At 40.6% G+C, this 23,602-nt stretch carries 27 protein-coding genes and 1 other annotated feature; all 27 genes read left to right on the top strand.

From position 1 onward, the window contains the following. The first annotated feature begins 2 nt into the window (after nt 1–2). The 27 genes from ACIQXQ_RS19465 (at nt 3) to rpmC (ending at nt 23,595) form a co-directional block, all read left to right on the top strand. On the top strand, nt 3–512 hold the full coding sequence (locus ACIQXQ_RS19465; RefSeq protein ID WP_402875735.1) for an NYN domain-containing protein: 510 nt from the start codon (nt 3–5) through the stop codon (nt 510–512). 85 nt (nt 513–597) lie between these two features. Further along, nucleotides 598–1,230, top strand: coding sequence for an RNA polymerase sporulation sigma factor SigH (sigH, locus tag ACIQXQ_RS19460; RefSeq protein WP_402875764.1), 633 nt, complete (start codon nt 598–600; stop codon nt 1,228–1,230). A 181-nt stretch (nt 1,231–1,411) separates the two neighbouring features. Beyond that, on the top strand, nt 1,412–1,561 hold the full coding sequence (gene rpmG, locus ACIQXQ_RS19455) for a 50S ribosomal protein L33 (protein ID WP_402875733.1): 150 nt from the start codon (nt 1,412–1,414) through the stop codon (nt 1,559–1,561). A gap of 52 nt (nt 1,562–1,613) precedes the next feature. Continuing rightward, a complete protein-coding gene (secE, locus tag ACIQXQ_RS19450; protein ID WP_402875732.1) occupies nt 1,614–1,796 on the top strand; it encodes a preprotein translocase subunit SecE in 183 nt (60 codons plus the stop codon). Between the two features lie 235 nt (nt 1,797–2,031). Next, nucleotides 2,032–2,565, top strand: coding sequence for a transcription termination/antitermination protein NusG (gene nusG, locus ACIQXQ_RS19445; RefSeq protein ID WP_402875730.1), 534 nt, complete (start codon nt 2,032–2,034; stop codon nt 2,563–2,565). Nucleotides 2,566–2,740: 175 nt separating this feature from the next. Further along, the gene (gene rplK / locus ACIQXQ_RS19440; protein ID WP_402875728.1) at nt 2,741–3,166 is read left to right on the top strand and encodes a 50S ribosomal protein L11; all 426 of its coding nucleotides are present in this window, start codon (nt 2,741–2,743) and stop codon (nt 3,164–3,166) included. 104 nt (nt 3,167–3,270) lie between these two features. Next, complete coding sequence (gene rplA, locus ACIQXQ_RS19435) at nt 3,271–3,966, top strand: 50S ribosomal protein L1 (protein ID WP_402875727.1); 696 nt, start codon at nt 3,271–3,273, stop codon at nt 3,964–3,966. Nucleotides 3,967–4,012: 46 nt separating this feature from the next. After that, nucleotides 4,013–4,163: a sequence feature (ribosomal protein L10 leader region), on the top strand. 39 nt (nt 4,164–4,202) lie between these two features. Then, nucleotides 4,203–4,703 carry a 50S ribosomal protein L10 gene (gene rplJ / locus ACIQXQ_RS19430; protein ID WP_402875726.1) on the top strand — a complete coding sequence of 167 codons (501 nt, stop codon included), beginning with the start codon at nt 4,203–4,205 and terminating at the stop codon, nt 4,701–4,703. A 63-nt stretch (nt 4,704–4,766) separates the two neighbouring features. Then, nucleotides 4,767–5,126 carry a 50S ribosomal protein L7/L12 gene (gene rplL / locus ACIQXQ_RS19425; RefSeq protein ID WP_402875724.1) on the top strand — a complete coding sequence of 120 codons (360 nt, stop codon included), beginning with the start codon at nt 4,767–4,769 and terminating at the stop codon, nt 5,124–5,126. A 176-nt stretch (nt 5,127–5,302) separates the two neighbouring features. Beyond that, nucleotides 5,303–5,908: a class I SAM-dependent methyltransferase gene (locus ACIQXQ_RS19420; RefSeq protein WP_402875762.1), complete on the top strand. Its 606-nt coding sequence runs from the start codon at nt 5,303–5,305 to the stop codon at nt 5,906–5,908. A 240-nt stretch (nt 5,909–6,148) separates the two neighbouring features. After that, nucleotides 6,149–9,718: a DNA-directed RNA polymerase subunit beta gene (gene rpoB, locus ACIQXQ_RS19415; RefSeq protein WP_402875722.1), complete on the top strand. Its 3,570-nt coding sequence runs from the start codon at nt 6,149–6,151 to the stop codon at nt 9,716–9,718. A 181-nt stretch (nt 9,719–9,899) separates the two neighbouring features. Next, nucleotides 9,900–13,493, top strand: coding sequence for a DNA-directed RNA polymerase subunit beta' (rpoC, locus tag ACIQXQ_RS19410; RefSeq protein ID WP_402875721.1), 3,594 nt, complete (start codon nt 9,900–9,902; stop codon nt 13,491–13,493). 292 nt (nt 13,494–13,785) lie between these two features. Next, complete coding sequence (locus tag ACIQXQ_RS19405; protein ID WP_402875719.1) at nt 13,786–14,034, top strand: 50S ribosomal protein L7ae-like protein; 249 nt, start codon at nt 13,786–13,788, stop codon at nt 14,032–14,034. Nucleotides 14,035–14,138: 104 nt separating this feature from the next. Further along, nucleotides 14,139–14,561 (top strand): 30S ribosomal protein S12, encoded by a 423-nt coding sequence (rpsL, locus tag ACIQXQ_RS19400; RefSeq protein WP_402875717.1) that lies wholly within the window; start codon nt 14,139–14,141, stop codon nt 14,559–14,561. Between the two features lie 21 nt (nt 14,562–14,582). Continuing rightward, on the top strand, nt 14,583–15,053 hold the full coding sequence (rpsG, locus tag ACIQXQ_RS19395; RefSeq protein WP_402875716.1) for a 30S ribosomal protein S7: 471 nt from the start codon (nt 14,583–14,585) through the stop codon (nt 15,051–15,053). A 44-nt stretch (nt 15,054–15,097) separates the two neighbouring features. Beyond that, on the top strand, nt 15,098–17,176 hold the full coding sequence (fusA, locus tag ACIQXQ_RS19390) for an elongation factor G (RefSeq protein ID WP_402875714.1): 2,079 nt from the start codon (nt 15,098–15,100) through the stop codon (nt 17,174–17,176). Between the two features lie 119 nt (nt 17,177–17,295). After that, the gene (tuf, locus tag ACIQXQ_RS19385) at nt 17,296–18,483 is read left to right on the top strand and encodes an elongation factor Tu (protein WP_402875712.1); all 1,188 of its coding nucleotides are present in this window, start codon (nt 17,296–17,298) and stop codon (nt 18,481–18,483) included. 357 nt (nt 18,484–18,840) lie between these two features. Continuing rightward, entirely contained in the window at nt 18,841–19,149 is a 309-nt protein-coding gene (rpsJ, locus tag ACIQXQ_RS19380; protein ID WP_402875709.1) for a 30S ribosomal protein S10, read from the top strand. 39 nt (nt 19,150–19,188) lie between these two features. Next, nucleotides 19,189–19,818: a 50S ribosomal protein L3 gene (gene rplC, locus ACIQXQ_RS19375; protein ID WP_402875708.1), complete on the top strand. Its 630-nt coding sequence runs from the start codon at nt 19,189–19,191 to the stop codon at nt 19,816–19,818. Nucleotides 19,819–19,843: 25 nt separating this feature from the next. Next, nucleotides 19,844–20,467, top strand: coding sequence for a 50S ribosomal protein L4 (rplD, locus tag ACIQXQ_RS19370; protein WP_402875706.1), 624 nt, complete (start codon nt 19,844–19,846; stop codon nt 20,465–20,467). Beyond that, on the top strand, nt 20,467–20,751 hold the full coding sequence (gene rplW, locus ACIQXQ_RS19365; protein WP_402875704.1) for a 50S ribosomal protein L23: 285 nt from the start codon (nt 20,467–20,469) through the stop codon (nt 20,749–20,751). Before rplD ends, rplW begins: the two co-directional genes overlap by 1 nt. Nucleotides 20,752–20,777: 26 nt before the next feature. After that, the gene (rplB, locus tag ACIQXQ_RS19360; protein ID WP_402875702.1) at nt 20,778–21,608 is read left to right on the top strand and encodes a 50S ribosomal protein L2; all 831 of its coding nucleotides are present in this window, start codon (nt 20,778–20,780) and stop codon (nt 21,606–21,608) included. A gap of 60 nt (nt 21,609–21,668) precedes the next feature. Continuing rightward, complete coding sequence (rpsS, locus tag ACIQXQ_RS19355) at nt 21,669–21,947, top strand: 30S ribosomal protein S19 (protein ID WP_034305018.1); 279 nt, start codon at nt 21,669–21,671, stop codon at nt 21,945–21,947. A gap of 17 nt (nt 21,948–21,964) precedes the next feature. Continuing rightward, nucleotides 21,965–22,306 carry a 50S ribosomal protein L22 gene (rplV, locus tag ACIQXQ_RS19350; RefSeq protein WP_061440384.1) on the top strand — a complete coding sequence of 114 codons (342 nt, stop codon included), beginning with the start codon at nt 21,965–21,967 and terminating at the stop codon, nt 22,304–22,306. A 3-nt stretch (nt 22,307–22,309) separates the two neighbouring features. Next, nucleotides 22,310–22,966, top strand: coding sequence for a 30S ribosomal protein S3 (gene rpsC / locus ACIQXQ_RS19345; protein WP_402875700.1), 657 nt, complete (start codon nt 22,310–22,312; stop codon nt 22,964–22,966). A gap of 1 nt (nt 22,967) precedes the next feature. After that, a complete protein-coding gene (gene rplP / locus ACIQXQ_RS19340; RefSeq protein WP_402875698.1) occupies nt 22,968–23,402 on the top strand; it encodes a 50S ribosomal protein L16 in 435 nt (144 codons plus the stop codon). Continuing rightward, on the top strand, nt 23,392–23,595 hold the full coding sequence (rpmC, locus tag ACIQXQ_RS19335; RefSeq protein WP_034305010.1) for a 50S ribosomal protein L29: 204 nt from the start codon (nt 23,392–23,394) through the stop codon (nt 23,593–23,595). The genes rplP and rpmC overlap by 11 nt, the downstream gene beginning before the upstream one ends. Nucleotides 23,596–23,602 lie beyond the last annotated feature (7 nt).

Raw genomic sequence — 23,602 nt, 5'->3', positions numbered from 1 at the left:
AGATGAATATTCTGTTAGTGGACGGTTACAACATTATTGGAGCCTGGCCGGAACTGAGAGAATTGAAAGAAAGAGACCTTGCTGCAGCAAGAGACAGACTGATAGAAATGATGGCGGAATATCAGGCGTTTACTGGGTCCCGGGTCATTGTCGTATTCGATGCCCAATATGTCCAGGGAATAGCCCGTATTTTCAAGAATCATAAAGTCGACGTAATTTTCACGAAAGAAAATGAAACAGCCGATGAGAGAATAGAAAAGATGGCGATTGAACTGAATAATATCAAGACGCAGATTCAAGTGGCTACTTCAGACTTTACGGAGCAATGGGTCATCTTTGGCCAAGGGGCCCTAAGGAAATCTGCCCGTGAACTGCTAATGGATATGGAGGAAATTCAGGGAGAAATAAAAAAAGATGTCCAAAAAACAGCGGCGGTAAAACCTACGGCTAAAATTCCTTTAAGTGAAGAAGTAGCGGAAATATTCGAAAAATGGCGTCGGGGGAAAATTTGAACCATTGACGGGTATTTTTTACCTGCTGTATAATATTTCTATCTGAGTCAGGTCAGGGGGATATAATTTGGGTCTCAATTTCGGTATGAAACTGAACGAAAAGTATCTGCAGTTCGATGATGAAGAATTAATTGAGTTAGTACACACTGGAGACAGTGAAGCACTGGATTATCTGATTCAAAAGTATCGTAATTTTGTAAGAGCGAAGGCAAGGACATATTTTTTAATAGGTGCAGATAAGGAAGACATCGTTCAAGAAGGCATGATTGGTTTGTATAAGGCTGTCCGTGATTTTAAAGGCGATAAGCTTTCTTCTTTTAAAGCATTTGCCGAATTATGTATTACGAGACAGATCATTACCGCTATTAAAACAGCAACACGTCAAAAGCATATTCCGCTCAATTCCTATGTTTCCCTGGACAAGCCCATTTATGATGAGGAGTCCGACCGTACTCTCATGGATATTATATCGGGTACGAAGGTATTAGACCCAGAAGAACTGATTATCAATAAAGAAGAGTTTGACGATATCGAATTGAAAATGGCCGAGCTGCTGAGCGATTTGGAAAGAAAGGTATTAGCCCTTTATTTAGATGGGCAAACCTATCAGGAAATCTCAGAAGAGTTGAATCGTCATGTGAAGTCGATCGATAATGCCCTCCAGAGGGTGAAAAGAAAGCTCGAGCGTTATCTGGAAGTAAGGGAGATCAGTTTATAGTCCCTCCGCCTTTTCCGCTTTATTTCATCTGACACTAACTCCACTTGGATGATGCATTCACTTATGGTAGACAAAGGCTGATAGAGTTGACATGGACTTAGGTGGCCTCACCTTGTTATTGACAATAAAAGCCAGCCGTGATAAGGTTTTATGGAAATAGTAGATAGGATAGGTGTATCAATTGCAAAAGAAAATCACACTAGCTTGCACCGATTGTGGTTCAAGAAATTATAATTATGAAAGCAATAAGTCAAACAACGCTGAACGACTAGAATTAAAGAAATTTTGCAGCACCTGTAATTCACATACGAATCATAGGGAAACAAAATAACCGTTTTATAAATAGATTGACAGAAGCAGTCTAATGCTTGGAGGATACATTCATGAAACGCTTAACCGAATTTTTCAGCGGAGTCACTCGTGAAATGCGTAAAGTAAGCTGGCCAAAACGTAAAGAATTAACCAAATATACAATCGTTGTAGTGACGACTGTGTTGTTTATGGCTTTATTCTTTTTAGTGGTCGATATGGGCATTTCCGAATTAATTCGCTTAGTTATTGAATAAGAGATTCGAAAATAAGGTATAATAGTGATAGAATAATATGTGTCAGCAGAAAAGCCCGGAAACGGGTTTTTTAATTTGTCTTTTTTAAGAAAAAGTTCAAACTCTAGCATTGCTGTTATTCTTTAGACAAGTCGGGATAGTGCAGGATGTTAATTTTGGCTAGATCGTTAGAAAATAAAGTTTCATAAAGAAAATGATTGATTGCAGGGAGGGAAGGACGTCACAGTCCTAAAACATGGAAAAGAATTGGTATGTAGTTCACACCTATTCAGGTTATGAAAACAAGGTAAAGGCCAATCTGGAGAAGCGTGTTGAAACAATGGGGATGGAAGATAGAATCTTCCGCGTAGTAGTTCCTGAGGAAGAAGAAACCGAAGTCAAAGATGGCAAAACGAAAGTAACGAAGAAAAAGGTTTTCCCAGGATATGTACTGGTAGAAATTATCATGACCGATGATTCTTGGTATGTAGTCCGCAATACACCTGGTGTAACAGGTTTCGTAGGTTCATCAGGAGCGGGATCTAAACCGACAGCACTGCTTGATGAAGAAATAGAAGTTGTCCTTAAACGCATGGGTGTTGACGAAAGTAAATTTGACATCGACTTTGAAGTCGGCGACACTGTTCAAGTGAAAGAAGGACCATTTGCAACATTTGCTGGGCCTATCGAAGAACTTGATACAGATAAAGGAAAAGTCCGAGTTCTTGTTAATATGTTCGGCCGCGATACGCCGGTAGAACTAGACTTTAATCAAGTGGAAAAATTATAAACGGAAAAAAACTTGAAAAAGCCTTTTGGAAGTGGTAAAATTTCAAAGGTCAGTATGTTTCAAATTTTTAGGCCTCAACGATACAAGTATTCTTTATTAACATATAAAGAATTCAAGATGAGTGGGAGGGTATATCCCTATTACCACATCACGGACTTATAAGGAGGTGTGTCTCGTGGCTAAAAAAGTAATTAAAATGGTTAAATTGCAAATTCCTGCTGGTAAAGCGAATCCTGCACCGCCGGTTGGTCCTGCATTAGGTCAAGCTGGTGTAAACATCATGGGATTCTGTAAGGAGTTCAACGCTCGTACAGCAGACCAAGCTGGTCTAATTATTCCTGTTGAAATCACGGTATTTGAAGACCGTTCATTTACATTCATTACAAAAACTCCACCCGCTGCAGTACTACTTAAGAAAGCAGCAGGTATCGAGTCTGGTTCTGGTGAACCTAACCGTAAAAAAGTTGCTACAGTCAAGCGTGATCAAGTGCGCGAGATTGCTGAAACTAAAATGCCTGACCTAAACGCTGCAAACGTTGAAGCTGCAATGCGTATGGTTGAAGGTACTGCTCGCAGCATGGGTATTGTCATCGAAGACTAATCCATGTAATTGTTATTTGTTTCTACGGGGTTGCGATTGATACTCGCAACCTTTATTCGTGGGAGGTAATTCCGTTAAAACCACAATTTAGGAGGATTTATATCATGGCTAAAAAAGGTAAAAAGTATCTTGAAGCAGCTAAGCTTGTTGAAGTTTCAAAAGCATACGCTGTAACTGAAGCGATTGAAGTTGTTAAAAAAGCAAACTTCACAAAATTCGATGCGACTGTTGAAGTTGCTTTCCGTTTGGGTGTAGACCCTAAGAAAGCTGACCAACAAATTCGTGGAGCAGTTGTGCTTCCGAACGGAACTGGTAAAACTCAACGCGTATTAGTATTCGCAAAAGGCGAAAAAGCAAAAGAAGCTGAAGCTGCTGGTGCTGACTTCGTTGGCGAATCTGACTACATCAACAAAATCCAACAAGGATGGTTCGAATTCGACGTAATCGTTGCGACTCCTGACATGATGGGTGAAGTTGGTAAACTTGGTCGCGTATTAGGACCTAAAGGCTTAATGCCAAACCCTAAAACTGGCACAGTTACATTTGATGTAACGAAAGCTGTTAATGAGATCAAAGCAGGTAAAGTTGAATACCGCGTAGATAAAGCTGGTAACGTCCATGCTCCAATCGGTAAAGTATCTTTCGAAGATGCTAAACTAGTGGAAAACTTCACTACTATCTTTGATACATTAATGAAAGTTAAACCTGCGGCTGCTAAAGGAACTTACATGAAGAATATTTCTGTAACGACTACAATGGGCCCTGGTGTGAAAGTTGATTCTTCTTCTTTCAATAAATAATTTGACATTCCAAAACTATTGTTGTTATAATATGTTTTGTTGTGATAAATGAATATCATTTGTACCGAAGACAGTAGGTGCTCCACAAGAGCTTAATTCCCTGCCGAGGTAATTCGATAAAAATAGTCGTTGACTATGACCTTTGAAATTACTGCCTTCATGTCTGTATTAGAGATGAAGGCTTTTTCTTTGAAACGGTATAAATGTTTTCAAGCAAATCTACAGGAGGTGTAAGGATGAACGCAATTATTGAACAAAAGCAAACTATCGTTGCTGAGATTACTGGTAAATTAACAGCTAGCAAATCCACAGTTGTTGTTGACTACCGTGGATTGACTGTTGCTGAATTAACAGAACTTCGTAAGCAACTTCGTGATGCTGGCGTTGAGTTCAAGGTTTACAAAAACTCTTTAACTCGTCGTGCTGCTGAAAGTGCTGAACTTAGCTCTTTAAACGAATCTTTAACAGGACCAAACGCAATTGCATTCTCAAATGAAGATGTTATTGCGCCAGCTAAAATCCTTAACGATTTTGCGAAAAAACATGAAGCGTTAGAAATCAAAGCTGGAGTTATCGAAGGAAACGTAGCATCTGCTGAAGACATTAAAGCTCTTGCAGAACTACCTTCACGCGAAGGCCTACTTTCAATGTTGCTAAGTGTGCTACAAGCACCTATGCGCGGTCTTGCTCTTGCTACAAAAGCAGTTGCAGAACAAAAAGAAGAACAAGGCGCGTAAGCTAACCGCTTATCTTGCCTATTGATTCAAAAAAAAACCAACCATTTCGAGGAGGAAATAACAATGACTAAAGATCAAATCATTGAAGCAGTTAAAAACATGACTGTTTTAGAATTAAACGACCTTGTAAAAGCAATCGAAGAAGAATTTGGCGTAACTGCTGCTGCACCTGTAGCTGTAGCTGCTGCTGGTGGCGCTGCTGCTGAAGAAAAAACTGAGTTTGATGTAGTTCTTACATCTGCTGGAGATTCAAAAATCAAAGTTATCAAAGCTGTTCGTGAAGCAACTGGTCTTGGACTTAAAGAAGCGAAAGAAGTTGTTGATAACACTCCAAAAGCAATCAAAGAAGGCGTTTCTAAAGAGGAAGCTGAAGAACTTAAAGCTAAACTTGAAGAAGTTGGAGCTGGCGTTGAAGTTAAGTAATCTTGCATAAACAAAAAGCTCGCTATCACTGGCGAGCTTTTTTCTCTTCATTTTTAAAGAAAAATGGTAGACGATTTAGTAAAGATGTACAAACTTTATGACAGGTAAGTATCCATTCTTCATATCTCTTCTCTCGTTAAATCTTCAATATTCCTTTCTGATAGGGGGAGATGACTCTGACAGAGCATTACTACTCACAAAAACCGGATGTCGAAAGCAATCCTAAATTTTGGGATTTTGTATTAAAAGGACGCACATTCCACTTTAAAAGTGATAATGGTGTTTTTTCAAAAAAAGAAGTTGATTTTGGTTCTCGTCTTTTGATAGAATCCTTCAATCTTAATAAAGCTGTAAAAGGGAATATTCTTGATGTTGGTTGCGGTTATGGCCCCATTGGAATATCAATTGCTGCGGCTTATCCCGAAAGAACGGTAGAAATGATAGATATAAATAGCCGGGCAGTTGAATTATCGAAGGAAAATGCCGCTACAAACGGAATCGCTAATGTTAAAGTGTACGAAAGCGACCGTTTTGAAAAGGTAGGATCTAAACAATTCGCTGCAATTCTTACGAACCCTCCCATTCGCGCAGGTAAAAGTGTAGTCCACGAAATTCTAGAAGAAAGTTATCGAAGTTTGGTGACTGGTGGAGAACTATGGGTTGTCATTCAAAAAAAGCAAGGCGCTCCTTCCGCCATGGATAAACTAGAGCTGTTATTTGGTAATGTCGAAGTGGCTGTAAAGAAAAAAGGCTACTACATACTATTATCCAAAAAAGTTTGACTCTAAATTTTCGCTATGTTAGTATTATAAAATGCATATATATAATTCCGTTACTATGCAATTTTTATACCATTGGTGTATAACCAATGGATAATATGGGAAAAATATATAAATAATAGTTCGTTTTATGAGAAATAGTGGTTTTTAAAATAAAAACCATTTTCTTTTTGTCTATGGATTAGATTGCTTTTTTCCGTGGCAAATAGATCCTTATAACGCTTGATTTAAGGGGTGAATCAGTTGACAGGTCAACTTGTTCAGTATGGACGACACCGCCAACGTAGAAGTTATGCAAGAATCAGTGAGGTTTTGGATCTTCCGAATCTGATTGAAATTCAAACGGCTTCTTATCAATGGTTTTTAGATGTAGGTTTAAAAGAAATGTTCCAGGACATTTCTCCTATTGAGGATTTTACAGGTAATTTGTCATTAGAATTCATCGATTACAGCCTTGCTGAACCGAAGTATTCTGTTGAAGAAACAAAAGAACGCGATGTTACGTATTCTGCACCACTTCGTGTGAAAGTGCGCCTTGTTAACAAAGAAACAGGGGAAGTAAAAGACCAGGATGTATTCATGGGTGACTTCCCACTTATGACTGAAACGGGCACGTTTGTCATCAATGGTGCTGAACGTGTAATCGTATCCCAATTAGTACGCTCACCGAGTGTTTACTATAATGGGAAAATGGATAAGAACGGTAAGCTAGGTTTCTCTGCGACCGTTATTCCTAACCGTGGTGCATGGCTTGAATATGAGACAGATGCCAAGGATGTAGTTTATGTTCGAATCGACCGCACTAGGAAATTACCTATCACGGTATTGATGCGTGCATTGGGCTTTGGAACTGATCAAGAGATCATTGATTTAATCGGTGATAATGAGTATCTTCGCAACACTCTTGAAAAAGACAACACGGAGAGTGTAGAAAAAGCATTGCTAGAAATCTATGAACGTCTTCGCCCGGGTGAACCACCTACAGTCGATAACGCGAAAAGTCTACTAGTATCCCGCTTTTTCGATCCAAAACGTTATGATCTAGCTAACGTAGGTCGCTATAAAATCAACAAAAAACTGCATATCAAGAATCGTCTATTCGGACAAAAGATCGCCGAGACTTTAATCGATCCTGAAACAGGGGAAATCATTGTTGAAAAGGGTACTTTGCTTGATAGAAGGACACTTGATAAAATTCTGCCTCATCTTGAAGCAGGAATCGGTTTTAAAACGTTCCACCCGTCTGGTGGCGTAGTAGAAGAAGAAACCCTTCTTCAACCAATCAAAGTCTTTGCTCCAAATGACGCTGAAGGCGAAAAAGTGATCAATATCATTGGTAATGCGTATGTAACCGATCAGGTTAAAAACATTACTCCAGCTGATATCATCTCTTCTATTAGCTATTTCTTTAACTTGCTTCATGGCGTGGGAATTACAGATGATATTGACCATCTAGGAAATCGTCGTCTGCGTTCCGTTGGTGAATTGCTGCAAAACCAATTCAGAATTGGTTTATCTCGTATGGAGCGTGTCGTGCGTGAAAGAATGTCTATTCAAGACACGAATACGATCACTCCACAGCAATTGATTAACATTCGTCCTGTTATAGCATCCATTAAAGAATTCTTTGGTAGCTCACAGCTTTCACAATTTATGGACCAAACGAACCCATTGGCCGAATTGACGCATAAACGTCGTCTATCTGCATTGGGACCTGGTGGTTTGACTCGTGAGCGTGCTGGTTTCGAAGTACGTGACGTTCATTACTCCCACTATGGCCGTATGTGTCCGATTGAAACGCCTGAGGGACCGAATATTGGATTGATTAACTCCCTATCAAGTTTTGCAAAGGTTAACCCTTATGGATTCATTGAAACACCATACCGACGTGTTGACCATGAGACAGGGAAAATTACGAGCAAAATCGATTACTTAACGGCTGATGAAGAAGATAACTACGTAGTTGCCCAAGCGAATGTTCGTCTATCCGATGATGGAACATTCCTTGATGATATGGTTGTTGCACGTTTCCGCGGTGAAAATACCGTTGTTCCGCGTGACCGCGTAGATTATATGGACGTATCGCCTAAACAAGTCGTATCTGCAGCGACAGCATGTATTCCTTTCTTGGAAAATGATGACTCCAACCGTGCCCTAATGGGAGCGAACATGCAACGTCAAGCAGTACCTTTATTACAACCAGAGGCACCAAGAGTTGGAACAGGTATGGAATATGTTTCAGCGAAAGACTCTGGGGCAGCTGTCATCTGTAAACACCCTGGTATCGTCGAACACGTGGAATCACGTGAAGTATGGGTACGCCGGGTAAGTGAGGTTGACGGTCAACAAGTAAAAGGAAACCTTGATAAATACCGTTTATTAAAATTCATTCGTTCTAACCAAGGAACGTGTTATAACCAACGTCCTATCGTTAGTGTTGGTGACAATGTTGTCAAAGGTGAAATTCTTGCCGATGGTCCTTCAATGGAAAAAGGTGAATTAGCACTTGGACGAAATGTATTAGTTGCCTTCATGACTTGGGATGGATACAACTATGAAGATGCCATCATCATGAGTGAACGTCTAGTTAAAGATGATGTGTACACTTCCATCCATATTGAAGAATATGAATCTGAGTCTCGCGATACGAAATTGGGACCTGAAGAAATCACTCGTGATATTCCGAACGTCGGAGAAGATGCGCTTCGCAACCTTGATGAGCGTGGAATAATCCGTGTCGGTGCTGAAGTAAAAGACGGTGACCTTCTAGTAGGTAAAGTAACTCCTAAAGGGGTAACGGAACTAACGGCGGAAGAACGTCTCTTACATGCAATCTTTGGTGAAAAAGCGCGCGAAGTACGGGATACATCATTGCGTGTTCCCCACGGCGGCGGCGGAATCGTCCTCGATGTTAAAGTGTTTAACAGAGAAGATGGCGACGAGCTACCACCTGGTGTAAATCAACTTGCACGTGTATATATCGTTCAAAAACGTAAAATACATGAAGGCGATAAAATGGCCGGACGTCATGGTAACAAAGGTGTAATCTCAAGGATCCTTCCTGAAGAAGATATGCCTTACATGCCTGATGGAACACCGGTTGACATCATGTTAAACCCACTGGGTGTACCTTCCCGTATGAATATCGGTCAGGTACTTGAGCTTCACTTAGGTATGGCAGCCCGTGCACTAGGCATTCACGTAGCATCACCGGTATTTGATGGAGCTACTGAGGAAGACGTTTGGAGTACGATTGAAGAAGCTGGTATGTCACGTGATGCAAAAACGGTACTTTACGATGGCCGTTCAGGTGAAGCGTTCGATAACCGTGTGTCTGTTGGTGTCATGTACATGATTAAACTTGCACATATGGTTGATGATAAACTTCATGCTCGTTCAACTGGACCTTACTCCCTTGTTACGCAACAACCACTTGGTGGTAAAGCGCAATTCGGTGGACAACGTTTTGGTGAGATGGAAGTATGGGCACTTGAAGCATATGGAGCTGCTTATACATTACAAGAAATCCTTACCGTTAAATCAGATGATGTCGTGGGCCGTGTGAAAACATACGAAGCGATTGTCAAAGGCGAAAATGTCCCTGAGCCTGGTGTCCCTGAGTCATTCAAAGTATTGATTAAGGAACTTCAAAGCTTAGGATTAGATGTTAAAATCATGAATGCTGAAGACCGCGAAATTGAAATGCGTGATTTAGAAGATGAAGAAGACCCTAATCAGTCAGACAAATTAAGCCTAGATGCAGAAACAAAAGATATGGTTGCTACTGAAGCAGGAGCACCATCAAAAGAGTAAATAATTTAAATAAATAAATCTTATATATTATCAGCTCTGACTGGCAGCAAGGTTTTTCTTTAAAGATCCTGCTGCCTTGTCGGAGTCTTATTGATTCAATCACCCATCATCCGGTTTAGATTGCCCGAATGAATGAAGGCAATCAGGGTAAAACCTGGAGATTAAAAGGGAGGTAGGCCCCTTGTTAGATGTTAATAATTTTGAGTATATGAAAATTGGTCTTGCTTCACCAGACAAGATTCGTTCTTGGTCTCATGGGGAAGTTAAAAAACCAGAAACAATCAACTATCGTACGTTAAAACCAGAAAAAGACGGTTTATTCTGTGAGAGAATTTTCGGACCTCAAAAGGACTGGGAATGTCACTGTGGTAAATATAAACGTGTTCGTTATAAAGGCGTAGTTTGTGACCGTTGTGGGGTTGAAGTCACGCGTGCTAAAGTCCGTCGTGAACGAATGGGTCATATTGAGCTGGCAGCACCAGTTTCACATATTTGGTATTTCAAAGGAATTCCGAGTCGTATGGGTCTTGTCCTGGATATGTCTCCACGGGCATTAGAAGAAGTTATTTACTTCGCATCTTATGTGGTAACTGAAACTGGCGATACAACTTTAGAAAAGAAACAACTTCTTTCTGAAAAAGAATATCGTACATACCGTGAAAAATACGGTAAGAAGTTCCAAGCTGCAATGGGTGCGGAAGCTATTAAAAAACTTTTACAAGACATTGATACGGAAAAAGAAGTAGAAACGTTGAAAGAAGAGCTTAAGACAGCTCAAGGACAACGTAGAACTCGTGCAATCAAACGCTTGGAAGTATTAGAAGCCTTCCGTAATTCTGGTAACGAGCCTTCATGGATGATTCTTGATGTGCTTCCAGTTATACCACCAGAACTTCGTCCAATGGTTCAATTAGATGGCGGTCGTTTTGCGACATCTGACTTAAATGATCTATATCGTCGTGTTATTAACCGTAACAATCGTTTGAAAAGATTGCTTGATCTTGGCGCTCCAAGCATTATCGTCCAAAATGAAAAGCGTATGCTTCAAGAAGCCGTTGACGCTTTAATCGATAATGGACGTCGTGGTCGCCCAGTAACTGGCCCGGGTAACCGCCCATTGAAATCTTTATCACACATGTTAAAAGGTAAACAAGGTCGTTTCCGTCAGAACCTTCTTGGTAAACGTGTCGATTACTCTGGTCGTTCTGTAATCGTAGTTGGTCCTAACCTGAAAATGTACCAATGTGGTCTGCCGAAAGAGATGGCGATTGAATTATTCAAACCATTCGTTATGAAGGAACTCGTTCAAAGAGGATTAGCTCATAACATCAAATCTGCAAAACGAAAAATTGAACGACTATCTCCTGAGATTTGGGATGTACTTGAAGAAGTCATTAGGGAGCATCCAGTATTACTTAACCGTGCACCAACTCTTCATAGACTTGGTATTCAAGCGTTTGAGCCAACATTGGTTGAAGGCCGTGCAATTCGTTTGCATCCGTTAGTATGTACAGCATATAACGCTGACTTTGATGGTGACCAAATGGCCGTCCACGTTCCTTTATCTTCTGAAGCTCAAGCTGAAGCACGTATGCTAATGCTTGCTGCCCAGAACATCTTGAATCCTAAAGATGGAAAACCAGTCGTTACTCCTTCTCAAGATATGGTATTAGGTAACTACTACCTAACATTAGAAAGAGAAGGCGCTATCGGTGAAGGTATGATCTTTAAAGATACTAGTGAAGCGTTGCTTGCATACCAAAATGGTTATGTTCACTTACATTCTCGTTGCGCAGTGCATGCATCATCACTGAATAATGAAACGTTCACGGAAGAACAAAACAGCCAGCTTCTAATCACTACCGTTGGTAAATTGGTCTTTAATGAAATTTTGCCAAAATCATTCCCATATATTAACGAACCTACACGTTATAACTTGGAAACTAAAACTCCAGAGAAATATTTCGTGGAAAAAGGCGCTAATATCCCTGAATTGATTAAAGCACAACCAGCTATTGATCCATTCAAGAAGAAAATTCTTGGTAATATCATTGCGGAAGTGTTTAAACGTTTCAAAATCACCGAAACATCTAAAATGCTTGACCGGATGAAAAATCTTGGATTCAAATATTCGACAAAAGCAGGTATCACTGTTGGTGTAGCTGATATTGTTGTATTAAAAGAAAAACAAGAAATCATTACGGAAGCTCAAACAAAAGTGGATAACGTCCTAAAACAATTTAGACGTGGTCTAATTACCGAAGATGAGCGTTATGATCGCGTCATTTCGATCTGGAGCGCAGCAAAAGATACTATTCAGTCTAAACTGATGAAATCTCTTGACCGACGCAATCCGATCTTCATGATGAGTGACTCCGGTGCCCGTGGTAATGCTTCCAACTTCACGCAGCTTGCGGGTATGCGTGGACTGATGGCCAACCCGGCTGGACGTATCATCGAATTACCGATCAAATCAAGTTTCCGTGAAGGTTTAACAGTGTTAGAGTACTTTATCTCTACACATGGTGCTCGTAAAGGTCTTGCCGATACAGCCCTTAAAACTGCCGATTCTGGTTACCTTACACGTCGTCTAGTAGACGTAGCCCAAGATGTTATCATCCGTGATGATGACTGTGGAACAGACCGCGGCTTGAAAATTTCTGCCTTGAGAGAGGGAACAGAAATAATCGAGCATCTTGAAGAACGTTTAATTGGCCGATATGCAAGAAAAGCCATTAGACATCCAGAAACAGATGAAGTAATTGTGGCTGAAAATGACCTTATCACTGAGGATCTAGCAGCTTATATTGCATCTCTAGGTATTGAAACTGCATGGATTCGCTCTGCCTTTACATGTAACACCAGTCATGGTGTATGTAAGAAATGTTACGGACGTAACTTGGCTACCGGTCAGGAAGTTGAAGTGGGAGAAGCAGTTGGTATCATTGCTGCCCAATCAATCGGTGAACCTGGTACTCAGTTAACAATGCGTACATTCCATACAGGTGGGGTTGCCGGAGACGATATTACTCAAGGTTTACCTCGTATCCAAGAAATATTTGAAGCGAGGAACCCTAAAGGTCAAGCAGTTATTTCTGAAATTGAGGGAACTATCGTTTCAATCAATGAAATCCGCGATAAACAACAAGAAATCGTGGTCCAAGGTGCGGTTGAATCACGTACTTATACAGCGCCATACACAGCGCGTTTAAGAGTGTCTGTTGATACTTTCGTTCGTCGAGGCGAGGAGTTAACAGAGGGTTCTATCGATCCTAAAGAATTGTTGAAAGTTACGGATGTTCTTACTGTTCAGGAATACTTACTTCATGAAGTACAGAAAGTATACCGGATGCAAGGGGTAGAAATCGGCGATAAACATATCGAGGTTATGGTTAGACAAATGATGCGTAAAGTTCGTGTTCTTGATGCAGGGGAAACTGAAGTTCTTCCAGGTACGCTATTGGATGTTAACCAGTTCACCGTGGCAAACACAAACGCATTGCTAACCAGCAAGCTACCTGCTACAGGTCGTCCTGTATTACTAGGAATTACAAAAGCATCACTTGAAACGGATTCCTTCTTGTCTGCAGCATCATTCCAAGAAACAACTAGAGTATTGACTGATGCAGCAATTAAAGGAAAACGCGACGAATTGCTTGGACTGAAAGAAAATGTTATCATCGGTAAACTTGTTCCAGCTGGAACAGGTATGCCTCGCTACAGAAAAGCTAACCCTGTTGTCGTAGAGAATCCTGAGACAGTATCGGTTGACTAAAGGATAATTAGACCCAGCTCATATAAATACTGAAGAACTTGATCCCCCTAACGATAATGGGGGATTGAGGTTCGGATTAAATGAGCTGGTTTCTTTTTATTAATAAAGAGTAATCAGTTAAAAATTAGTTATGATAGAACCAATTTGGTAGACTTAAAAACCTATAGAATGATTTAACTGGAAAACCTTTTGCTTAAATAATTTTTTGAAACAAGTTGACAGCATCTGACTAAAAATGATACTATAGCAAAGGTGCTCCTATGTTACCCTGTAACTTTGGAGGATATGGACCATGTCTTATGAAAAAGTAATACAGGCAAAGTCAGTGGTTATAGGAACGAAACAAACAGTTAGAGCTTTGAAGAACAATTTAATTCAAGAAGTTATCATCGCTGATGATGCAGATATATACTTGACTGGGCGTGTTGTTGAGACCGCTAAACTAGTGGATGTTCCTATCACATATGTTGATTCGATGAAAATGCTTGGAAAAGCATGTGGTATTGATGTCGGAGCAGCAACTGTTGCCATTAAAAAGTAAAAATGTTTTTGCAATACTATTTGCAAGGACTTTGTTTTTACCCATTTATGAACCACCTGGATGTGTGGTACTAGACATGAAATTGCGAAGGGAGGAAAAATGTAATGCCTACTATTAATCAATTAGTGCGTAAAGGACGCGAGTCTAAAGAGGTTAAATCTAACTCTCCAGCACTTAACAAAGGCTACAACAGCTTTAAGAAAGCACAAACTAACGTATCATCTCCGCAAAAACGTGGTGTTTGTACTCGTGTGGGAACTATGACACCGAAAAAACCAAACTCCGCTTTACGTAAATATGCGCGTGTACGTTTAACTAACGGTATCGAGGTAACAGCTTATATCCCAGGTATCGGTCACAACTTACAAGAACACAGCGTGGTACTAATCCGCGGTGGACGTGTAAAGGATTTACCAGGGGTACGTTACCATATCGTACGTGGTGCTCTTGATACAGCAGGAGTTAACAATCGTATGCAAAGCCGTTCTAAATACGGTACTAAGCGTCCGAAAGCAGCAAAAAAATAATCCGAGAAAGGAGGAAATATAATGCCTCGTAAAGGACCCGTAACAAAAAGAGATGTATTACCAGATCCAATTTATAAATCTAAACTTGTGACTCGCTTAATCAACAAATTAATGGTTGATGGACAAAGAGGAAAATCACAAAAAATACTTTACTCTGCATTTGAGTTAATTAAAGAACGTACTGGCAATGAGCCAATCGAAGTGTTTGATCAAGCACTTAAAAACATCATGCCTGTATTAGAAGTAAAAGCACGCCGTGTGGGTGGAGCTAACTACCAAGTACCAGTTGAGGTACGTCCAGACCGTAAATCAACTCTAGGTCTTCGTTGGTTAGTAAACTACTCTCGCCTTCGTGGAGAAAAAACGATGGAAGAGCGTTTAGCTTTCGAAATCATGGATGCTGCAAACAACACTGGAGCAGCTGTTAAGAAACGTGAAGATACGCACAAAATGGCAGAAGCTAACAAAGCATTTGCTCACTATCGCTGGTAAGATCAATAACAATAAAATCCTTATAATAGGAAGGAGAAAGACAAATGGCAAGAGAGTTCTCCTTAGCAAATACTCGTAATATCGGTATCATGGCACATATTGATGCTGGTAAAACGACTACAACAGAACGCGTTCTTTACTATACTGGTAAAATCCACAAAATTGGTGAAACACACGAAGGTGCTTCACAAATGGACTGGATGGAGCAAGAACAAGAACGTGGAATCACGATCACATCCGCTGCAACAACTGCACAGTGGAAAGGTCACCGCGTAAACATCATTGATACACCGGGACACGTAGACTTCACAGTTGAAGTTGAACGTTCTCTACGTGTACTTGATGGAGCTGTAGCTGTACTTGATGCCCAATCAGGTGTTGAGCCTCAAACTGAAACAGTTTGGCGCCAAGCTACAACATACGGTGTACCACGTGTCGTATTCGTTAACAAAATGGACAAAATCGGTGCGGATTTCCTTTATTCAGTAGGAACTATCCACGATCGTTTGCAAGCAAACGCTCACCCGGTCCAATTACCAATTGGTGCTGAAGATAATTTTTCCGCTATCATTGACTTAATTGAAATGAAAGCTCATTTCTACTCAAATGATTTAGGAACTGATATCACTGTTGGTGAAATTCCTGCAGAACACCTTGAATTAGCTGAAGAGTACCGTGAGAAATTAATCGAAGCGGTGGCTGAAGTTAATGAAGACTTAATGGAAAAATACCTTGGTGGCGAAGAAATCAGCATTGCTGAATTAAAAGCTGCTATCCGTACTGCAACCGTTAATGTTGAATTCTTCCCAGTTATCTGTGGTTCAGCGTTCAAAAATAAAGGTGTTCAATTAATGCTTGATAACGTTATTGACTTCCTTCCATCTCCATTAGACGTACCTGCAATCAAAGGTACTCTTCCGGATACTGAAGAAGAAGTAGAACGTCACTCAGATGATTCTGAACCGTTCTCTGCTTTAGCGTTTAAAGTTATGACAGACCCTTATGTTGGTAAGCTTACATTCTTCCGTGTGTACTCTGGTACATTAGAATCTGGATCATATGTAATCAACTCAACAAAAGGTAAACGTGAACGTATTGGACGTATCCTTCAAATGCATGCAAACAGCCGTGAAGAGATTTCTACAGTATATGCTGGGGATATCGCTGCAGCTGTTGGTTTGAAAGATACGACTACTGGTGATACACTATGTGATGATAAGGATCAAGTTATCCTTGAATCAATGGTATTCCCAGAACCAGTTATCTCACTTTCTGTTGAACCAAAATCGAAAGCAGACCAAGACAAAATGTCTCAAGCTTTACAAAAGCTTCAAGACGAAGATCCAACATTCCGTGCGCATACTGACCAAGAAACTGGTCAAACAATTATCGCTGGTATGGGCGAACTTCACTTGGACATCCTTGTTGACCGTATGCGTCGTGAATTCAGAGTGGAAGCTAACGTAGGTGCTCCTCAAGTTGCTTACCGTGAAACTTTCCGTGGTTCAGCTAAAGTTGAAGGTAAATTCGTTCGTCAATCTGGTGGACGTGGACAATTCGGACACGTTTGGATTGAATTTGGACCAAACGAAGAAGGTAAAGGATTCGAATTTGAAAATGCTATCGTCGGTGGTGTAGTACCTCGTGAGTATATTCCTGCAGTACAAGCTGGATTAGTTGATTCACTTGACCGTGGAGTACTTGCTGGTTACCCATTAGTTGATATTAAAGCAAAATTATTCGACGGATCTTACCATGACGTTGACTCCAATGAAATGGCATTTAAAATCGCTGCATCAATGGCGCTTAAAAATGCTGCTTCAAAATGTAAGCCGGTTATCCTTGAACCTATCATGAAAGTGGAAGTTGTAATCCCTGAAGATTACCTAGGCGATATCATGGGAGATATTACATCTCGTCGTGGACGCGTAGAAGGTTTGGAAGCTCGCGGAAACACTCAAATGGTTAAAGCGATGGTTCCACTATCCGAAATGTTCGGTTATGCAACTTCATTACGTTCAAACACTCAAGGACGCGGAACATTCTCTATGCACTTCGATCACTATGAAGAAGTACCTAAGAGCATTTCTGAAGAAATCATCAAAAAAAATAAAGGTGAATAATTGATTTTCATCTCTTATTAAAGTATAACTACTTATGTAAGCTGTGTTGGAAGAATTTATCTTCTTTCACAGCCCTTATATACTTAAACTATTTTTATATTTTTAAGGAGGAATTCCTAATGGGAAAAGCTAAATATGATCGTTCAAAACCGCATGTTAACGTTGGAACAATTGGACACGTTGACCATGGTAAAACAACTCTAACTGCTGCAATCACTACTGTACTTGCTAAAGCTGGTGGAGCAGAAGCACGCGCGTATGACCAAATTGATGGTGCGCCAGAAGAAAGAGAACGTGGTATCACAATCTCTACTGCACACGTTGAGTACGAAACAGCTACTCGTCACTATGCACACGTTGACTGCCCAGGACATGCTGACTATGTTAAAAACATGATCACTGGTGCTGCACAAATGGATGGTGGTATCTTAGTAGTTTCTGCTGCTGATGGCCCAATGCCTCAAACTCGTGAGCACATCCTTCTTTCTAAACAAGTTGGTGTTCCTTTCCTAGTTGTATTCATGAACAAATGCGACATGGTTGATGACGAAGAACTTCTTGAATTAGTAGAAATGGAAATTCGTGATCTTCTTTCTGAATACGATTTCCCTGGCGATGACGTTCCAGTTATCAAAGGTTCTGCTCTTAAAGCTCTTGAAGGAGATGCTGCTTGGGAAGAAAAAATTCATGAATTAATGGCTGCTGTTGACGAGTACATTCCAGAACCAACTCGTGACACTGACAAACCATTCATGATGCCAGTTGAGGATGTATTCTCAATCACTGGTCGTGGAACAGTTGCTACAGGACGTGTTGAACGTGGACAAGTTAAAGTCGGTGACGTTGTAGACATCATCGGTTTCAACGACGAAGCAAAACCAACAACTGTAACTGGTGTTGAAATGTTCCGTAAACTTCTTGATTATGCTGAAGCTGGTGACAACATCGGAGCTCTACTTCGTGGTGTTGCTCGTGAAGATATCCAACGTGGACAAGTACTTGCTAAGCCAAATACAATCACTCCACACAGCAAATTCAAAGCTGAAGTTTATGTTCTTTCTAAAGAAGAAGGTGGACGTCATACTCCTTTCTTCACAAACTACCGTCCGCAGTTCTACTTCCGTACAACTGACGTAACTGGTATTTGTAACCTTCCTGAAGGCGTAGAAATGGTTATGCCTGGAGATAACATTGAAATGTCAGTAGAACTTATCGCTCCTATCGCTATCGAAGAAGGTACTAAATTCTCTATCCGTGAGGGTGGACGTACTGTAGGCGCTGGTGTAGTTGCTACAATCCAAGAATAATCGATTCTAAATCGAATATTGGAAGGGACGCCTTCCGGAAGAAGCAGATGGGACGCCGTCTGCTTCTTTTTTTTGCCTTTAGGATTATAATAGAAGAAACTGGTTAGAAATAGAGATATAGAATCTACTTGTAAATCCTAAAGATTGTATGTATAATAATAAAAGTGTGTTGCACAAGAAAGATTTAAGTTTAACTTGCATTTAACTTGTGTGTTATGTATAATAGACAATGTTGGTCTTTGACTGCGATGATATGGAAGGTTGCTGACACACCCGGCCGCTTTGCCATGGCGAGTGTGTGGGAAATTTCCATTGAGAAGGTCTATTTTATAAAATAGGCGAAAAGGAGGGAAAATTATGGCAAAACAAAAAATTCGTATTCGTTTGAAAGCATATGATCACAGAATCCTTGATCAATCTGCTGAGAAAATTGTTGAAACTGCAAAACGTTCTGGTGCGACTGTTGCTGGTCCAATTCCATTGCCAACTGAAAGATCTATCTATACGGTCCTTCGTGCGGTTCATAAATACAAAGACTCTCGCGAACAATTCGAAATGCGTACGCATAAACGTCTAATCGATATCGTTAATCCAACTCCGCAAACAGTTGATTCATTGATGCGTTTAGATTTACCGTCAGGCGTTGACATCGAAATTAAATTATAATTTATATAATAAGAACAATTACTCTAGGAGGTGTGACTTATGACCAAAGGAATCTTAGGAAGAAAAATCGGTATGACTCAAGTTTTTGCTGAAAATGGCGAACTTATCCCGGTAACAGTAATCGAAGCTGCTAACAATGTAGTACTTCAAAAGAAAACTGTTGAAACTGACGGTTATGAAGCAATTCAAGTTGGTTTTGAAAACAAACGTGAAAAGCTTTCTAACAAACCTGAAAAGGGACACGTTGAAAAAGCAAATACTACTCCTAAGCGCTTCATTCGCGAATTCCGCGGAACGGATCTTGCTTCATACGAGATCGGTCAAGAAGTCAATGTTAGTATTTTCGCTGAAGGCGATTTAGTAGATGTAATAGGAATTTCAAAAGGTAAAGGTTTCCAAGGTGCTATTAAACGCCACGGACAATCTCGCGGACCGATGACTCATGGTTCTCGTTACCACCGTCGCCCAGGTTCAATGGGTCCTGTTGCTCCAAACCGCGTATTCAAAGGTAAACTATTACCAGGACGTATGGGTGGGGAACAAGTTACTGTTCAAAACTTAGCTATCGTTAAAGTTGATGTTGAACGTAATCTACTATTGGTCAAAGGTAATGTACCTGGTGCTAGAAAAGCGCTGATCAAAGTTAAAACTGCTGTTAAAGCAAAGTAATTTCTGAGAAAGGAGGAGCAATAGAATGCCAAAAGTTACATTGTTCAACCAAACAGGTTCACAAGTTGGCGACATCGAGCTAAACGAATCCATCTTTGGTATCGAACCTAATAATCATGTATTATTTGAAGCAATCATCATGCAACGAGCTTCCTTACGTCAAGGAACTCATAAAGTTAAAAACCGTTCTGAAGTTGCAGGCGGTGGACGTAAACCTTGGAAACAAAAAGGAACTGGACGTGCGCGTCAAGGTTCTATCCGTTCTCCACAATGGCGTGGCGGTGGTATCGTTTTTGGACCAACTCCAAGATCATACTCTTACAAGTTGCCTAAAAAGGTACGTCGCTTAGCTATTAAATCTGCATTGTCTGCAAAGGCATTGGAAGAAAACATCTTAGTACTTGAAAGCTTGACTTTCGAAGCTCCAAAAACGAAAGAATTTGTAGCTGTACTAAAAAATCTTTCTGTAGATACTAAAACGTTGATCGTTACTGACGGTTTAGATGAGAAGGTTGCTCTTTCTGCACGTAACATCCCAGGTGTTACTGTGGTTGAAGCTGTTGGTCTTAATGTTCTTGATGTTGTTTCACACAACAAATTGATCTTGACTAAATCAGCTGTCGAAAAAGTAGAGGAGGTGCTTGCATAATGGATGCACGCGATATCATTAAGCGCCCCGTAATCACAGAAGCTTCTTCAGACGCTATGGCTGAAAAGAAGTATACTTTTGAAGTTGATGTTAGAGCTAACAAAACTCAAGTTAAAGATGCGGTTCAAGAAGTTTTCGGCGTAAAAGTTGAAAAGGTAAATATCATGAACTACAAAGGTAAATTCAAACGCATGGGCAAACATGCAGGCTATACTAACAAGCGCCGTAAAGCTATTGTTAAATTAACTGCTGACAGCAAAGAAATCGAGCTATTCGAAGCTTAATTCATTAGAGAAGGAGGGAAATACAAATGGCGATTAAGAAGTATAAACCTACCTCTAACGGTCGACGTAATATGACAACTTCGGATTTTGCTGAGATTACTACAGACAAACCCGAAAAATCATTACTTGCTCCTTTACACAATAAAGGCGGCCGTAATAACCAAGGTAAGTTAACAGTTCGTCATCAAGGTGGCGGCCACAAGCGTCAATACCGTATCATCGATTTCAAACGGAATAAAGATGGTATACCAGGACGCGTTGCTACTATTGAGTACGATCCAAATCGTTCTGCAAACATTGCATTAATTAATTACGTTGATGGAGAAAAACGTTATATCCTAGCTCCTAAAAACCTAGAAGTAGGTTTGGAAGTTATGTCTGGCCCAGAAGCCGATATTAAAGTGGGTAACGCACTTCCTCTAATTAACATCCCAGTTGGTACAGTAATTCATAACATCGAATTAAAACCAGGAAAAGGTGGACAATTAGTCCGTTCTGCAGGTACATCTGCACAAGTACTTGGTAAAGAAGGTCGTTATGTTCTTGTACGTTTAAATTCTGGTGAGGTTCGTATGATTCTTGCTACTTGCCGTGCTACAATCGGTCAAGTTGGTAACGAACAACATGAACTTATCAACATTGGTAAAGCTGGTCGTAATCGTTGGTTAGGTAAACGCCCAACTGTACGTGGATCAGTAATGAACCCGAATGATCACCCACACGGTGGTGGTGAAGGTAAAGCACCAATCGGACGTAAATCACCAATGTCTCCTTGGGGTAAACCAACTCTTGGATTCAAAACACGTAAGAAGAAAAATAAATCCGATAAATTTATCGTTCGTCGTCGTAAAAAATAACGGGGTTGAGCTACGGTTCATTAATCGGACCGTAGAACGATCACGAAGGGAGGTACTCGCATGGGTCGTAGCTTAAAAAAAGGGCCTTTTGTTGATGATCATTTATTGGTAAAAGTTGAAAAATTAAATGAAGCAGACAAGAAACAGGTAGTAAAAACTTGGTCTCGTCGCTCAACAATCTTCCCGCAATTCATCGGACATACAATCGCTGTTTATGACGGTCGTAAGCATGTGCCGGTTTATGTAACAGAAGACATGGTAGGTCACAAACTAGGCGAATTCGCGCCTACACGCACTTATAAAGGTCACGCAAGTGATGACAAGAAAACAAGACGTTAATGAGAGGAGGGCATCTCATGCAAGCAAAAGCTGTCGCTAGAACAGTTCGTATTGCTCCTCGTAAAGTGCGTTTAGTCGCAGACTTAATTCGAGGAAAACAAGTAGGTGAAGCAGTAGCGATTCTTCGCTTAACACCAAAATCTGCTTCTCCAGTCGTAGAAAAAATTCTGAAATCTGCTATCGCAAATGCAGAACATAACTACGAAATGGATATCAATAACCTAGTCGTTTCAGAGGCATACGTTAACGAAGGACCAACATTAAAACGTTTCCGTCCTCGCGCTCAAGGTCGTGCGAGTGCAATTAACAAACGTACTAGTCATATTACAATCGTTGTATCAGAAAAGAAGGAGGGGTAATCTGTGGGTCAAAAGGTAAATCCAGTCGGTATGCGTATCGGGATCATCCGTGATTGGGAATCCAAATGGTACGCTGATAAAGACTACGCAGTTCTTTTGCATGAAGACCTTAGAGTTCGTGAGTATATCGCGAAACGTCTAAGTGATGCTTCTGTATCCAAGGTTGAAATCGAACGTGCAGCTAACCGCATCAATGTATCAGTTCATACTGCTAAACCAGGTATGGTTATCGGTAAGGGCGGCACTGAAGTTGAAGCACTTCGTAAAGCATTAAACCAATTAACTGGCAAAAGAGTTCACATCAATATCATCGAAATCAAAAGAGCAGATCTTGATGCGAAATTGGTTGCTGAGAACATCGCTCGTCAATTAGAAAATCGTGTTTCATTCCGTCGTGCTCAAAAACAAGCTATTCAACGTACAATGCGTTCAGGCGCTAAAGGAATCAAAACTCAAGTTTCTGGTCGTCTTGGCGGTGCAGATATTGCTCGTGCTGAACACTACAGCGAGGGAACAGTTCCACTTCACACACTTCGTGCTGACATAGATTATGCTCATGCTGAAGCAGATACTACTTACGGGAAGCTAGGCGTGAAAGTTTGGATCTACCGTGGAGAAGTTCTTCCTACTAAGAAGAAATCTGAGGAAGGAGGAAAATAATATGTTATTGCCAAAACGCGTAAAATACCGTCGTGAACATCGCGGTAAGATGAGAGGGATGGCTAAAGGCGGACGTGAAGTTCATTTCGGAGAATTTGGACTTCAAGCTCAAGAAGCTTCCTGGATCACTAACCGTCAAATCGAAGCAGCTCGTGTAGCGATGACTCGTTACATGAAGCGTGGAGGTAAAGTTTGGATCAAGATCTTCCCAAGCAAACCTTACACTGCTAAGCCGCTTGAAGTACGGATGGGTTCCGGTAAAGGTGCTCCTGAAGGTTGGGTAGCAGTCGTTAAACCGGGCAAAGTATTGTTTGAAATCTCTGGTGTATCTGAAGAGGTGGCAAGAGAAGCATTGCGCCTTGCAGCACACAAACTTCCAATCAAATGTAAGTTTGTAAAAAGAGAGGAAATTGGTGGTGAAACAAATGAAAGCTAATGAAATCAAAGATCTAACCACTGCTGAAATTGAACAAAAACTAAAATCTCTTAAAGAAGAACTATTTAATCTTCGTTTCCAGTTAGCTACTGGACAACTTGAAAATACAGCTCGCATCCGTGAAGTTCGCAAATCGATCGCTCGTATGAAAACAGTTGTTCGTCAAAGAGAGATCGGTGTCACTAATCGATAATGAATGG

It is taken from the genome of Peribacillus sp. NPDC097198 (assembly GCF_044762055.1).
Classification (GTDB): domain Bacteria; phylum Bacillota; class Bacilli; order Bacillales; family DSM-1321; genus Peribacillus.
The sequence above is the reverse complement of the archived record's forward strand: the minus strand, read 5'-3'. Positions and strand labels throughout refer to the sequence as shown.

Excerpts from the sequence above, each read along its gene's own strand:
- nusG (WP_402875730.1), top strand. The coding sequence starts at position 2,032 with ATGGAAAAGAATTGGTATGTAGTTCACACCTATTCAGGTTATGAAAAC.
- rpmC (WP_034305010.1), top strand. The coding sequence starts at position 23,392 with ATGAAAGCTAATGAAATCAAAGATCTAACCACTGCTGAAATTGAACAA.
- fusA (WP_402875714.1), top strand. The coding sequence starts at position 15,098 with ATGGCAAGAGAGTTCTCCTTAGCAAATACTCGTAATATCGGTATCATG.
- sigH (WP_402875764.1), top strand. The coding sequence starts at position 598 with ATGAAACTGAACGAAAAGTATCTGCAGTTCGATGATGAAGAATTAATT.
- rpsS (WP_034305018.1), top strand. The coding sequence starts at position 21,669 with ATGGGTCGTAGCTTAAAAAAAGGGCCTTTTGTTGATGATCATTTATTG.
- rpsJ (WP_402875709.1), top strand. The coding sequence starts at position 18,841 with ATGGCAAAACAAAAAATTCGTATTCGTTTGAAAGCATATGATCACAGA.
- rplJ (WP_402875726.1), top strand. The coding sequence starts at position 4,203 with ATGAACGCAATTATTGAACAAAAGCAAACTATCGTTGCTGAGATTACT.
- rplL (WP_402875724.1), top strand. The coding sequence starts at position 4,767 with ATGACTAAAGATCAAATCATTGAAGCAGTTAAAAACATGACTGTTTTA.
- rplD (WP_402875706.1), top strand. The coding sequence starts at position 19,844 with ATGCCAAAAGTTACATTGTTCAACCAAACAGGTTCACAAGTTGGCGAC.
- ACIQXQ_RS19465 (WP_402875735.1), top strand. The coding sequence starts at position 3 with ATGAATATTCTGTTAGTGGACGGTTACAACATTATTGGAGCCTGGCCG.
- rplA (WP_402875727.1), top strand. The coding sequence starts at position 3,271 with ATGGCTAAAAAAGGTAAAAAGTATCTTGAAGCAGCTAAGCTTGTTGAA.
- tuf (WP_402875712.1), top strand. The coding sequence starts at position 17,296 with ATGGGAAAAGCTAAATATGATCGTTCAAAACCGCATGTTAACGTTGGA.
- rplV (WP_061440384.1), top strand. The coding sequence starts at position 21,965 with ATGCAAGCAAAAGCTGTCGCTAGAACAGTTCGTATTGCTCCTCGTAAA.
- rplB (WP_402875702.1), top strand. The coding sequence starts at position 20,778 with ATGGCGATTAAGAAGTATAAACCTACCTCTAACGGTCGACGTAATATG.
- rplW (WP_402875704.1), top strand. The coding sequence starts at position 20,467 with ATGGATGCACGCGATATCATTAAGCGCCCCGTAATCACAGAAGCTTCT.
- rpsG (WP_402875716.1), top strand. The coding sequence starts at position 14,583 with ATGCCTCGTAAAGGACCCGTAACAAAAAGAGATGTATTACCAGATCCA.
- secE (WP_402875732.1), top strand. The coding sequence starts at position 1,614 with ATGAAACGCTTAACCGAATTTTTCAGCGGAGTCACTCGTGAAATGCGT.
- rplP (WP_402875698.1), top strand. The coding sequence starts at position 22,968 with ATGTTATTGCCAAAACGCGTAAAATACCGTCGTGAACATCGCGGTAAG.
- rplC (WP_402875708.1), top strand. The coding sequence starts at position 19,189 with ATGACCAAAGGAATCTTAGGAAGAAAAATCGGTATGACTCAAGTTTTT.
- ACIQXQ_RS19405 (WP_402875719.1), top strand. The coding sequence starts at position 13,786 with ATGTCTTATGAAAAAGTAATACAGGCAAAGTCAGTGGTTATAGGAACG.
- rpsL (WP_402875717.1), top strand. The coding sequence starts at position 14,139 with ATGCCTACTATTAATCAATTAGTGCGTAAAGGACGCGAGTCTAAAGAG.